Annotated in this window: 9 protein-coding genes and 1 tRNA gene; 5 read left to right on the top strand and 5 right to left on the bottom strand. The window is 57.7% G+C overall.

All coding sequences use genetic code 11. The annotated features are described in order from the left end of the window. The first annotated feature begins 91 nt into the window (after window positions 1-91). Window positions 92-733, top strand: a complete 642-nt coding sequence (locus J122_RS07510; RefSeq protein WP_061331705.1) for a Crp/Fnr family transcriptional regulator — start codon at window positions 92-94, stop codon at window positions 731-733. On the opposite strand, the gene J122_RS07515 is transcribed toward J122_RS07510, so the two are convergent. After that, window positions 719-1,882: a glycerate kinase gene (locus tag J122_RS07515; RefSeq protein WP_061331706.1), complete on the bottom strand. Its 1,164-nt coding sequence runs from the start codon at window positions 1,880-1,882 to the stop codon at window positions 719-721. The genes J122_RS07510 and J122_RS07515 overlap by 15 nt on opposite strands. Before the next feature lie 11 nt (window positions 1,883-1,893). After that, on the bottom strand, window positions 1,894-2,346 hold the full coding sequence (locus J122_RS07520; protein WP_061331707.1) for an Lrp/AsnC ligand binding domain-containing protein: 453 nt from the start codon (window positions 2,344-2,346) through the stop codon (window positions 1,894-1,896). A gap of 203 nt (window positions 2,347-2,549) precedes the next feature. Between J122_RS07520 and putA the strand changes: the two genes are divergently transcribed. From putA to J122_RS07535, 3 genes are all read left to right on the top strand, one after another. Continuing rightward, the gene (putA, locus tag J122_RS07525; protein ID WP_061331708.1) at window positions 2,550-6,179 is read left to right on the top strand and encodes a bifunctional proline dehydrogenase/L-glutamate gamma-semialdehyde dehydrogenase PutA; all 3,630 of its coding nucleotides are present in this window, start codon (window positions 2,550-2,552) and stop codon (window positions 6,177-6,179) included. A 187-nt stretch (window positions 6,180-6,366) separates the two neighbouring features. Beyond that, on the top strand, window positions 6,367-7,557 hold the full coding sequence (locus J122_RS07530; RefSeq protein ID WP_082780530.1) for an MFS transporter: 1,191 nt from the start codon (window positions 6,367-6,369) through the stop codon (window positions 7,555-7,557). A gap of 68 nt (window positions 7,558-7,625) precedes the next feature. Beyond that, window positions 7,626-8,081, top strand: coding sequence for a sn-glycerol-3-phosphate transporter (locus J122_RS07535; RefSeq protein WP_106695996.1), 456 nt, complete (start codon window positions 7,626-7,628; stop codon window positions 8,079-8,081). 112 nt (window positions 8,082-8,193) lie between these two features. On the opposite strand, the gene J122_RS07540 is transcribed toward J122_RS07535, so the two are convergent. Further along, window positions 8,194-8,270 (bottom strand) — tRNA-Pro (locus J122_RS07540). A 111-nt stretch (window positions 8,271-8,381) separates the two neighbouring features. Next, window positions 8,382-10,025: an FMN-binding glutamate synthase family protein gene (locus tag J122_RS07545; protein WP_061331709.1), complete on the bottom strand. Its 1,644-nt coding sequence runs from the start codon at window positions 10,023-10,025 to the stop codon at window positions 8,382-8,384. A 273-nt stretch (window positions 10,026-10,298) separates the two neighbouring features. Here J122_RS07545 and J122_RS07550 point away from each other — a divergent pair, with 273 nt between their 5' ends. Beyond that, a complete protein-coding gene (locus J122_RS07550) occupies window positions 10,299-11,891 on the top strand; it encodes a BCCT family transporter (protein WP_061331710.1) in 1,593 nt (530 codons plus the stop codon). A 69-nt stretch (window positions 11,892-11,960) separates the two neighbouring features. Here the strand turns inward: J122_RS07550 and J122_RS07555 are convergent, their stop codons facing one another. After that, complete coding sequence (locus tag J122_RS07555) at window positions 11,961-12,908, bottom strand: alpha-L-glutamate ligase-like protein (RefSeq protein WP_061331711.1); 948 nt, start codon at window positions 12,906-12,908, stop codon at window positions 11,961-11,963.

Below are 12,908 nucleotides of genomic sequence, written 5' to 3' on the forward strand. Positions count from 1 at the left end.
GTCGGGCGATGCTGGCACTATAGGCCTGCGGCGACGAGCGTTCAGTGATAAAGTCACACAGCCAACCAAGATTATTCGTCCGGAGCCATTAATGGCGAAACACAGTATTCTGGAAACCCTTAACGAAAGCCTGCGCAAAGACACGCTGACGTCGATCAGTGTTATGCGATTTCCTCCAGGGAAGGTGCTTTTCAGCGCCGGGGAGCATTGCCGGGGGCTGCCATTGGTGCTTGATGGCAGCATCAAGGTCCAGATGACCGGCGTTTCCGGGCAGGGCATCGTGTTGTACCGGATGGGTGCTGATGATATATGCACCTTGTCGATTGGCTGCCTGATGACCGGCCGTGGCTACCGGGCCGAGGCCATCGTTGAGGAAGAGGCGGAAGCGGCGATCATCCCTCGAAGGCTTTTTGACCGGCTGATGGACCAGTCCGCCGAGTTTCGGCTGGCGATTATGGAGTCTTACGGAAAGCGCCTCGACGATCTCATGTTGCTGGTGGAGGAGGTGGCGTTTCGCCGGATGGATGAGCGCCTGGAAGAGTGGTTGCTGGCGCGGGCGAGTCATGGCCAGCGGGTGCTGGCCATTACCCATCAGGAGCTGGGGATTGAGCTGGGCACGGCTAGAGAAGTGGTCAGCCGCCTGCTGAAGGAGCTGGAGCGGCAGGATCAGGTCAGGTTGGCCCGCGGCAAGATTGAGCTGACGGGGCTTGCCGATAAGCTAGCGCCTGCCTGAAACGCTGTGCACCAGTCGTGCCAGCTGCCCTGCGGTTGTTTCCAGATTATCGGCGGCCTGGGTGTAGGCCTCCTGCAGTTCCATCGGTGCAGGGGTAATGGAAAAGGCAGCAGACAACCCGAGGCGGTGCAATTCTCCCAGTTCCGCCCCCAGTTTCCCTGCCAAGCCAATCACCGGAACACCGTATTTTTTTGCCAGCGAAGCAACGCCGGCAGGGGTTTTGCCGTAGGCGCTCTGGGAGTCAATCGCCCCTTCGGCAGTGATCACCAGGTCCGCTTGGGCCAGATGGCTTTCCAGCTCCACGGTTTCCATCACCAGCTCTATACCCGGGCGTAGTTCCGCCCCCAGAATACCCGCAACCATGCCGCCTATTCCACCCGCTGCGCCACTGCCCGGAAAACTGGCAATATCCATTCCTTGCTGTTCCACCAGGCGGGCAAAGTGCCCCAGATTGCGATCCAGCTCCACCACTTGCCGGGAGTCAGCGCCTTTCTGCGGCCCGAACACCGCTGCCGCGCCATTCGGCCCCAACAGAGGGTTGTTGACGTCGCAGGCCACAACCAGGTTTACTCCGGCCAATCGCTCCAGAGCAGGGGCCAGGTCCAGGCTGGCCAGTTCTGCCAGGCCGTTACCGCCGCCCGGTATGGGGTGGCCACCGTGATCCAGAAGACGTGCCCCGAGGGCTTGCAATATGCCAGCGCCACCATCGGTGGTGGCGCTGCCGCCCAGGCCCATGATCAGGGTTTTGGGTTTGTGCTCAAGGGCAGCCAGTATCAGCTCACCGGTACCAACGCTGGACGCTGTCAGGGCATTTCGGCTACTGGCGGGCACGCAGTGCAAGCCGCTGGCCTCGGCAACTTCAACAATGGCAATCTCTCCCTCATTAACCAGGCCGTAGTGAGCCGAGACGGGTTCACCCATTGGCCCGGTGACCTTTACAGTGTGAAGCTGCCCCTGACGGGCTTCCGTCAGCGCCCGGGTGGTGCCTTCACCGCCATCGGCCAGCGGCACCGTCACAAGCTGATCATCCGGAGCTGCGAGTCGCCAGCCCCGGGCAATCGCCTGGGCCACCTGTTCGGCGGCCAGGCATTCCTTGAATGAATCGGGGGCGATGACCACTCGTAAAGTGCAGGATTTGTTCGTCGACATTGGAGGGTTCCTCACAGGCCGCGGTCTTTAACGCTTTCCATTACTACAAAGGTGCTGGTTTGCAGCACATGGGGCAGGCTGGAGATCTGTTCGCCAAGCACTTGCCGGTACTCGGCCATGTTTTTGGTTCTGACTTTAAGAAGGTAGTCGAAGTTGGCAGCCATCATATGGCATTGCTCAACTGCGGAGATTTGCCGAACCGCCGTGTTGAACGCCGCCAGCGCCTTGCTGCTGGTGTCGTTCAGGGTGACCTGGGCAAAAGCTACGTGCGACAAGCCAAGCTTGGTCTGGTTAACCATGGCGCTGTAGCCGGTGATGTAGCCCTGCTCCTCCAGGCGCCGCATCCGGATCTGGCAGGGAGTCTTGGAGAGGCCTACCCGGGAGGCAAGGTCTGTCACGGTTATGCGGCCGTTCTTCTGTAGTTCCCGGATGATCGAGAGGTCAATCCTGTCCAGATCCGCCATGGCTGCTATCCTTTTAGAAAGTCGGTCTGTTTTTTGTGCCCAGGTAATAATTCCTGTTCTTGGCCTGAATTAGGGGTAATGATTCTGTAATTTCAATCCAAAAAAGGAAAAAGGTAAACCAATTTCGACCTGAATAGGTAAATAGTATATAGCGGCTTCGTTAAAATGCGGACAGTATTCCAATAAGCAGGAGGGTATCCCCCATGAGTCCACAGCAATCCATGACGCCAGAGCTTCATAACATTCGCAAGGCCATCCGTGCCAACTACCTGGCGGACGAGTATGAGGTTATTCATCGATTGATTGCTGAGGCTCAGCTCTCCGATGACGCTCGGGTGGCGATCTCTGCCCGGGCGGCCGATCTGGTTCGCAGCGTCCGTGGCAGTGCCCGCCCGACCATTATGGAAAAATTCCTTTCCGAGTACGGGTTGACCACCAAAGAGGGCGTGGCCTTGATGTGTCTGGCCGAGGCGCTGTTGCGGGTTCCGGACAACCTGACCATCCACGATCTCATCGAAGACAAAATTACATCCGGTAACTGGGGCGCCCACGTGGGCAAGGCCAAATCCGGACTGATCAATTCGGCCACCCTGGCCTTGTTGATGACCAGTAACCTGTTGAAGGACTCCGAGCGCCAGAGCGTGGGGGATACCCTGCGCAAACTGGTCAAGCGCCTTGGCGAGCCGGTAGTTCGTACCGTGGCGGGGCAGGCCATGAAAGAAATGGGCCGACAGTTCGTGTTGGGCCGGGATATCGAAGAAGCGCAGGAGCGTGGCAAGGCCCAGGAAGCAAGAGGCTACACCTATTCCTATGACATGCTGGGTGAGGCTGCCCGTACCGATGCCGACGCCCAGCGTTACTACCAGGCGTACTCCGATGCTATCGACAGCATCAGCAAGCGCTGCGAAGGTGATGTGCGCACCAATCCGGGTATTTCGGTAAAACTGTCCGCACTGCTGGCCCGCTATGAGTACGGTAACAAAGAGCGGGTGATGAACGAGTTGATGCCCCGGGCCCTGAAACTGGCCCAGAAGGCCGCAGCGGCCAATATGGGGTTCAATATTGACGCGGAAGAGCAGGACAGGCTCGACCTGTCCCTGGATGTGATTGAAGCGATTCTGTCGGAACCGTCACTGAAAGGCTGGGACGGTTTTGGCGTGGTGGTCCAGGCCTTTGCCAAGCGGGCGTCCCAGACGCTGGACTGGCTCTATGCACTGTCTGAGAAACTGGACCGCCGGATCATGGTGCGGCTGGTGAAGGGTGCCTATTGGGATGCCGAAATTAAACGGGCCCAGGTGATGGGGTTGTCAGACTTCCCGGTGTTTACCCGCAAGGCCTGCAGCGATGTGTCGTATTTGGCGTGTTCCAAGCAGTTGCTGGGCATGACAGACCGGATTTACCCCCAGTTTGCCACCCACAACGCCCATTCCGTCTCTGCGGTGTTGGAGTTGGCAAAAGGCCTGGGTCGCGACAAGTTTGAGTTCCAGCGGTTACACGGCATGGGTGAATCCCTGCACGATCAGGTGCTGGAGGACAGCGGTGTACCTTGCCGGATCTATGCTCCCGTTGGTGCCCACAAAGATCTGCTGGCGTACCTGGTGCGCCGCCTGCTTGAGAACGGTGCCAACAGTTCTTTCGTGAACCAGATTGTGGACACCAGTATCACTCCGGAAGAGATTGCCAAAGACCCGATTGATGTGGTGAAGACTCTGGGGCACAACTTGTCCAGCAAGGCGATTGTGCATCCGTCGAAGCTCTTTGGTGAGCAACGCCGTAATTCCAAAGGTTGGGACATCACCGACCCGGTAACCGTTGAGGAAATCGACGAGGGCCGCAATCGTTACAAGAGCCATCAATGGCACGGCGGTCCGGTATTGGCCGTTGAGCCCGCCAGTGATGAAGTGGTTGAGGTGCGCAATCCGGCCAACCCGGATGATCTGGTCGGCCACATTACCTACGCCTCCGAGGCGGACGTGTCTGCTGCCCTGGACGCTGCCCAAGACGGATTCAAGCAGTGGTCAGCTTTGTCGGCAGAGGATCGCGCCGAGTTGGTCCGCAAGGTAGGCGACCTGTATGAAGAGAACGTACACGAGCTCTTTGCCCTGACCACCCGGGAAGCCGGTAAATCCCTGCTGGACGCGGTGGCGGAGATTCGTGAGGCGGTGGATTTTGCGATGTTCTACGCCAACGAAGGTGTCCGGTACAAAGACGCGGGCGAGGCCCTTGGCGTGGTTTGTTGTATTTCCCCCTGGAACTTCCCGCTGGCCATCTTTACCGGCCAGATCCTGGCGAACCTGGCGGCAGGCAATGCGGTGGTCGCCAAGCCGGCGGAGCAGACCTCACTGCTGGCGGTACGGGCGGTTGAACTGATGCACCAGGCGGGCATTCCCAAGGCGGCTATCCAGTTGCTGCCGGGCACCGGTGCCACCGTGGGTGCTGGTTTGACCTCCGACGCCAGGGTGAATGGTGTGTGCTTCACCGGTTCTACCATGACTGCCCAGCGCATCAACAAAGCCATGACCGAGCACATGGAGCCGGACGCTCCACTGGTGGCGGAAACCGGTGGTCTGAATGCCATGATCGTGGATTCCACCGCCTTGCCCGAGCAAGTGGTGCGCGACGTTCTGGCGTCGTCATTCCAGAGCGCTGGCCAGCGCTGTTCTGCTCTGCGTATGTTGTACGTGCAGAAAGACATCGCCGACAACCTGCTGGAAATGCTCTATGGCGCCATGGAAGAGCTGGGCATTGGCGACCCCTGGCTGCTGTCTACGGACGTTGGCCCGGTGATCGATGAGAATGCCCGCAAGAAAATCAACGATCATTGCCAGAAGTTCGAGCAGCAAGGCAAGCTGCTGAAGAAGATCAAGGTGCCCGAGAAAGGCCTGTTCGTTTCCCCTGCGGTGCTTCAGGTGAGTGGCATTGAGGAACTGGAAGAGGAAATCTTTGGTCCGGTTCTGCACGTGGCTACGTTTGAAGCCAAAGACATCGACAAGGTTGTGGATGCGGTGAACGCCAAGGGTTACGGCCTGACCTTCGGCATTCACAGCCGGGTAGATAACCGGATTGAGCACATTGCCAGCCGAATCAAGGTGGGCAACACCTACGTTAACCGGAACCAGATTGGCGCCATCGTGGGCTCTCAGCCGTTTGGTGGCGAGGGCTTGTCTGGCACTGGCCCGAAGGCCGGCGGCCCGCAGTACGTGCGTCGCTTCCTGAGAGCGGAGGTGGTCCACAAGCGGTCGGAGTCCAGCAACAAGGTGCTTGGGGCTGACAAGGTGCAGAAGCTGATCGACAAGCTGGAAAAGGCCGAAGTACCGGCGGCGGATCGCCGTAAAGAAGCTCTGCGCCCCTGGTTCAAGAACGTACCGGCGCCTCTGGATCTGGGCTATGAAGAAATGCCAGGACCAACCGGCGAACAGAACCACCTGTCCTGCCATGCCCGCGGCACCATTTTGTGCCTGGGGCCGGATGCGGAGTCTGCGGTAGAGCAGGCTGGCACTGCGTTGTCACAGGGCAACAAGGTGGTTGTGATTGCACCTGGTGCCGAAAAAGCCCTGGCGGATGCCATCAAAGCCGGCCTGCCGGTAGTGGCCGCCGACGGCGTGATCGCTCCGGATGCACTGACCCAGCTTGAGGGCTATGCCGCCATTACCAGCGTGGCCGAAAAGCCTCTGCTCAAGCAATATCGCCAGGCCCTCGCCCGGCGCGATGGTGCGTTGCTGCCCATCATCACCGAGCACAAACTGGACCAGCGTTACGTGATCGAACGGCACCTGTGCATAGACACCACCGCCGCCGGCGGCAACGCCAGCCTGATCGCCTCCGCTGAATAGGGTCTGTCCCCAAGGGTCTGTCCCCGAATGGGGACTGACCCACTTTTACCTCGGTCCATCTCCAAACCCCCGATACCTGGTGCGTTTGGGGTCAGTCCCCGTCCGGGGACAGACCCCGTAGCCAGCTCCCCATTCCCAAGCTACCATACCCACTCCCGAGTTCACGTCACCCATTACCGGAACACCATTGAACACGCCCGCACCAAAAGAGACCACCGAAGCCGAAGCCACTCAAACCTTCTGCGCAGTCTGCCTGTCGCTGACGCTCTGTTTCGTGGTCTACTCTATGCTAATCGTCGTGGTACCGGTCTACGGCTTGCAACTGGGCGCCTCTCCCTTGGTGCTTGGTGCGGTTCTGAGTGCCCAGTATCTGTTACCTCTGGCCCTGGCTATTCCGCTGGGTGGGGTGGTCAGCCGTTTCGGTGGTCGGGCAACGCTGATAACCGGTGCCGGCTTGATGGTGGCGGGGCTTCTGGCCATGCACCTCTGGCCTGGTTTTGGTGGATTGGTCCTGGGACAGCTATTGGTTGGTCTGGCGCATCTCCAGATGGTTCTGGCGGCACAAACCATTATTGCCAACCTGGGCGCGGGTCCGCGCCTTGAGAAGTATTTTGGCTGGTACTCCACCTGGCTTTCCGGCGGACAGGTGATCGGCCCTCTGCTGGCAGGGCTGTTGCTGAGCGCCAGCGGAACGGCCTACGCGTTTCTGGTGATGGCAGCGTTTGCGCTGGTAGCCGGCGTGGTAGGATTCTGGTTGACCGGCCAGGCCACTGAACGCATTCAGGTTACTCGAAAGCAGGCAGGATTCCGGGCCCAGTGGGCTTTGATGCAATCGAATCGCGGCGTACAGCTGTCGGTTCTGGTGACAGTATTGGGCATGTTTGCCCTCGGTGTTTACGGCAGTTACCTTCCAGTTTATCTGGAGAGCCTTGCAATCAGCCCGGTGATCATCGGGATATTGGTGAGCCTCAGGGCGGGGGTGTCCATGGTGATTCGTCCGTTCATGGCGTCGATCATCGAGCTCGCCGGCGGCCGTGTGAATACGGTGTTTTTGTCACTGGTCACTGTGTCTGCAGGTATCGCGCTTCTGGGTGCAACGGAACAGGTTGTCGTCATGGGATTGCTCGCGGTGCTGGTCGGTATCGGCTCAGGACTTACCCAGCCTTTGTCCATGGTTATTCTTGCGGAGTCGGTTGACCGCGCCAAGCGCTCCGGTGCGCTGGGAATGCGACTGATGGCCAACCGCGCCATCCATTTTCTGGCACCGCTGATGTTCGGCCTTCTGCTGGAGTTGGGCGGTTTCGCACTGGCGTTCGGCGCCTCCGGTGTTGCCATCGCCGCCGCGCTACCCATAGGGCGAAAGCTGTTCAAGCCGTAATCCTTTGCAAATTGAACTTCGGTACTCGGGTGGTTACCATTCAGCCTGCAGAAATGAGGGGCTATTCCGTGACCAGATTACTGATTTTCTTGATTGTGGTTCTCGCAGCCAATACTGCGCACGCCAATGAATCCCGCTGGTTGCTGCAGACCAGCGTTTTCACAACCCACCACAATCCCAAACCGGAACACAACAATGACCAGAAACTGGTCTCGCTGGAATATGCCCGTGAGGACGACTGGGTGGTTGGCGGAGCAAGCTTTCTGAATTCCTTCAGTCAGCGTTCAGCGTATGTCTTCACCGGCCGGTACTTTGATTTCGGGCCGGGGCCAGTGTTTGCCAAGGTGACCGGTGGGCTGATGCACGGGTATCGGGGCGAGTATCGGGATAAGATTCCGCTGAATCACCTGGGCGTAGCGCCCGCTATTATTCCTGCGGTGGGGGTTCGAGGGCAGCATGTATCCTCAGAGCTTTCGTTTCTGGGAGCCGCAGCAGTGATGATTACCACCGGCTTGCAGTTTTAGGTAACTACCAAGGATTCCTTGACCGTTCAGGTCGGCATTCAGTTGTTCCGGAATATGTTCGCCAGAAACACAAAACCCGGACCTTTCGGCCCGGGTTTTGTGTAGGGAATTCTGGTCGGGACGGTAGGATTTGAACCTACGACCCCTTGCACCCCATGCAAGTGCGCTACCAAGCTGCGCTACGCCCCGTAAACTGCGGTCCACCAAGAAAAGAGGTTTATCTCAGTGGCTTAGCGGGAGCGAAGTCTACACCAGCCCACGGTAAAAATAAACAGGGAGCTGGTGATTTTCTCCAAAGGATTACCTCAGTTTGGTTTCCCTCAGTTTCAGGATGAACTCCGGCGGCTCAAAGGTATCGGGCCGGGCTTCTTCCCAGTATTTGTCGAATACCGTCAGGCCGGTTTTGCCTTCCAGCAGGGCGCCGGGTTCCAGAAACGGGAACAGGTCCAGATAGCTATGTATTTCCGTTTTGGAGACGCGCCGGACAATATGCTCGGGGCCCAGTTCGGAGGGGTGTTTCAGGCCAGATGCTTCCAGCAGGTTCTGAAGGGCGTCCAGCGTGTTCTTGTGGTAGTTGAATACCCGTTCGCTTTTCAGGGGAACGTCCAGTTTGTTGCCCCGGCGTGGGTCCTGGGTGGCTATCCCGCTGGGGCAGCGTCCGGTATGGCAGTTAAGGGCCTGGATGCATCCCAGGGCAAACATATAGCCGCGAGCGGCGTTACACCAGTCTGCACCGAGTGCCAGGGTGCGGGCAATGTTAAAGGCCGAGGTGATCTTTCCGGCGGCGCCAATGGCGATGTCTTCCCGAAGGTTGGTGCCTACCAGGGTGTTGTGTACCAGCAACAGGGCTTCGGTCATGGGCATGCCCAGCCGGTTGATGAACTCGAGGGGTGCGGCACCGGTTCCTCCCTCACCGCCGTCTACCACAATAAAGTCGGGCTTCTTGCCGGTTGCCAGCATGGCTTTGACAATGGCAAACCACTCCCAGGGGTGACCAATGGCCAGTTTGAAACCGACCGGCTTGCCATCGGAGAGTTCGCGAAGCTGCTCCAGAAACTCCAGAAGCTCTACCGGGTTGGAAAAAGCGGAATGGCTGGCAGGAGATACGCAGTCTTCGCCCACCTGAACGCCTCGGGCTTCGGCAATCTCTTGGGTTACTTTTTCACCGGGCAGAATGCCGCCATGGCCGGGTTTGGCACCTTGGGATAGTTTGACCTCTATCATTTTAACCTGATCAATGCAGGCATTTTCCCGGAACATATCCGGGTTAAAGCTGCCGTCTGGATGTCGGCAGCCGAAATAGCCGGAACCAATTTCCCAAACCAGATCGCCGCCTGGCTTCCTGTGGTAACGGGAGATAGAGCCCTCGCCGGTGTCGTGGTAGAACCCGCCTTTGCGCGCACCGGAATTCAGGCTGAGAATGGCGTTGGCAGACAGCGAGCCAAAACTCATGGCGGAAATGTTGAATACGCTGGCGCTGTAGGGCTTGTCGCAGTTCTTGCCGATCACAATACGGAAGTCGCTGGAGCTCAACTTGCTTGGTGTAAGGGAATGGTTCATCCATTCGAACCCCTCCTCATACATGCCGAGTTGTGAGCCAAACGGTCTCTTATCGAGTACGTTCTTGGCCCGTTGGTAAACAATGGTGCGTTGTTCCCGGGAGAATGGCCGTTCTTCGGTGTCTGACTGGATGAAGTACTGCCGGATTTCCGGCCCCACGGACTCAAACAGGTAGCGAAAGTTCGCCATGATCGGATAGTTGCGACTTACCGTATGACTTCTTTGGAGCAAGTCCCAGGTTCCCAGGGTGGTCAATCCAGCGAAAATCAATGGAATAACGTATCCAGCGCCTGCCCACAAAGTGATCGGTAAGGAAATGATCAGACCGGCAATGCTGATTACATAGGCCGAGTAGCGCAGCGGGAAGGTGGTGGTTTTCGCCATGGATACCTCGGTGGTTGGAATGGGTCAGGACAAATTTGAGTAGGCTCAAGTATATCTTACGTCCTGTGATGCGGAGGGTTCAGATAAGTGTCCGGTTGGACTTTCGCACCTGAAATCTGGTCTATGCTTGAATATGTAGTGATGACACACGTCAACTTTGATGTTTTGAGCTCAAAATAATAAGATGACCAGCTTGTAATCTATGAAGGTAGATTCACAGCTAATGAACCCGAACGAATATTCAATCGTCACACCAGACCAGGAGGCGCCAACGTGGGCGAGGTAGTGAAAGACGAATATCAGACGGATTACGTCGCAGGCCAGGACAACATAAGACCGTTTGGACTGGACCTCCATAACTGGGTATTCCCGGTCACATCAGTCATTGTTGTGCTGTTTGTCATAGCAACCCTGATGTTCCCGACAGCCGCCAAGGAAACGTTGGACGGCATGAAGTGGGACATTATCGGATCCTTTGACTGGTTCTTCCTGATCAGTGCCAACATCTTTGTGGTGGTTAGCCTGGCCCTGATCTTCATGCCCGTAGGCAAAATACGGATTGGCGGTCAGGAGGCAACGCCGGAATTCTCGACAATGTCGTGGTTTGCCATGTTGTTCGCAGCGGGTATGGGGATTGGCCTGATGTTCTGGGCCGTAGCAGAACCCGTGGCTTACTACACCGGCTGGTATGAGACGCCGTTCAATGTAGAGGCGAACTCGGCCGAGGCCCGTAACATGGCCATGGGCGCGACTCTGTACCACTGGGGTCTGCACCCATGGGCAATCTATGCTGTGGTCGCCTTGTCGTTGGCGTTCTTTGCTTACAACAAGAACATGCCCCTGACCATCCGCTCAGCCTTTTTTCCGCTCCTGAAAGATAAAGTGTGGGGCTGGCCTGGGCATGTCATTGATGTGCTGGCAGTGGTCGCCACCATCTTTGGTTTGGCGACGTCCCTCGGCTTTGGTGCGCAGCAGGCTGCCTCGGGCCTGGACTACCTGTTTGGTATGGGCGCCGGGATCAATGTTCAGATGGCCATTATTGTTGGTGTCACGGCATTGGCACTGATTTCGGTGCTTCGCGGTCTGGATGGCGGCGTCAAGGTGCTCAGTAACATCAATATGGTCACCGCGGGTGTGCTGCTGTTCTTCGTGATTTTTGCCGGCCCGACGCTGGCCATCGTGGAAACCATCTGGATTACCTCATCCACCTACGTGGCCAACGTGGTGCCCCTGAGTAACCCGTTTGGTCGCGATGACCAGGCCTGGCTGCAAGGCTGGACCGTATTCTATTGGGCCTGGTGGATTTCCTGGTCACCGTTCGTCGGGATGTTTATCGCCCGGGTGTCCAAGGGCCGGACAGTGCGCGAGTTTGTGACTGCAGTACTGATCATTCCGACCCTTATTACCACCGTGTGGATGAGTGGGTTTGGTGGCGCGGCCCTGGAGCAGATTCAGCAGGGCATGGGAGCACTGGCAGAGGACGGCCTGACAGAAGTCTCGTTGGCCACTTTCCAGATGTTTGCCAACCTGCCGCTGACCGGAATCATCTCCTTTGTGGGTATTGTTCTGGTTCTGGTGTTCTTCGTGACATCGTCGGATTCCGGCTCACTGGTCATCGATAGCATTACTGCCGGTGGCAAGACCGATGCACCGACGGCTCAGCGTGTGTTCTGGGTGGTGATGGAAGGTGCGATTGCCGCAGCCTTGATCTTTGGTGGTGGTGACGATGCCCTGGGGGCCATTCAGGCGGTGGCCATCAGTGCCGGCCTGCCGTTCACTGTTGTGCTGCTGATCATGACATGGGGTCTGTTGAAGGGCCTGACACACGAACGTAAACTGTTGTTGCAACGCGGTGAGCTGCTCTGATAGGGCAGCCCTCACGGCAAAAAAAAACCGGAGCCTGGTGCTCCGGTTTTTTTTGTGGCCTGCCATCGGTCAGAATTTCCCGAAAGCTCCCATCGCGTACTGAACACGCTCCCTGGGGCTGAAATGGGGGCGCTTCAGGGCCTCAATGTTTCTCAGCCTGGGTAACAACCCTTCCCCGTTAGCCATCTGTATGGCCAGGCCGGGGCGGGCATTCAATTCCAACAGCAAGGGGCCTTTGTAGGCGTCTACCACCAGGTCTACGCCCATATAGCCTAATCCTGTGGCCTCGTAGCATCGAGAGGCCATTTCCAGCATGTCTTCCCAGCTGTCAATCTGGATGTTCTCCAGCGCCAGGCCGGTGTCGGGATGGAGTTTGATAGGGCGATTGAACTGCACCGCGTTGAGGCTGCGGCCAGTGCCTACGTCCAGGCCAACACCAACGGCCCCCTGATGCAGGTTGGCTTTGCCATCGGAATCCTTGGTGGCCAGCCGTAACATGGCCATCACCGGATAACCCTGAAAGATAATGATGCGGATATCCGGAACGCCCTGGAAGGAATACCTGGCCAGGGAGGGGGTGGGCTGCACCAGGTCTTCCACAATGGCGACGTCTGGCGTTCCTGCCAGGGAATATAGGCCGGCCAGGATGTTGGTCAGATGGCGTTCGAGCATGGCTACGGAAATGCGGGCGCCAGAGGCCTTGACGTAGTCATCGCCATCCCGCCCGGTGATCACGGTAATGCCTTTGCCACCGGAGCCCTTGGCTGGCTTGATGGCGAAGCCAGCGAGCCCGTCGGCAATTTCCCGAAAATGGGAAATTTCGTGTTGCTGGCGAACTACCTGCAACAACTCTGGGGTTTTGACGCCGTACTCGCTGACTGCCAGCTTGGTTTTCAGCTTGTTATCAACCAGCGGATAAGACTCCCGTTCGTTGTACCGGGAAATGTAGTCCACATTTCGCCGGTTCATGTTCAGGATGCCAAGCTTTCTCAGTTTTCTGGGGGAAATCCAGTCCAT

The sequence above is a fragment of the Marinobacter excellens LAMA 842 genome, from assembly GCF_001574445.1.
In the GTDB taxonomy this organism is placed as follows: Bacteria; Pseudomonadota; Gammaproteobacteria; order Pseudomonadales; family Oleiphilaceae; genus Marinobacter; species Marinobacter shengliensis.

Bases quoted from the DNA above. Each gene is read 5' to 3' on its own strand.
- J122_RS07510 (WP_061331705.1), top strand. From the start codon at position 92: ATGGCGAAACACAGTATTCTGGAAACCCTTAACGAAAGCCTGCGCAAA.
- J122_RS07515 (WP_061331706.1), bottom strand. From the start codon at position 1,882: ATGTCGACGAACAAATCCTGCACTTTACGAGTGGTCATCGCCCCCGAT.
- J122_RS07520 (WP_061331707.1), bottom strand. From the start codon at position 2,346: ATGGCGGATCTGGACAGGATTGACCTCTCGATCATCCGGGAACTACAG.
- putA (WP_061331708.1), top strand. From the start codon at position 2,550: ATGAGTCCACAGCAATCCATGACGCCAGAGCTTCATAACATTCGCAAG.
- J122_RS07545 (WP_061331709.1), bottom strand. From the start codon at position 10,025: ATGGCGAAAACCACCACCTTCCCGCTGCGCTACTCGGCCTATGTAATC.
- J122_RS07555 (WP_061331711.1), bottom strand. From the start codon at position 12,908: ATGGACTGGATTTCCCCCAGAAAACTGAGAAAGCTTGGCATCCTGAAC.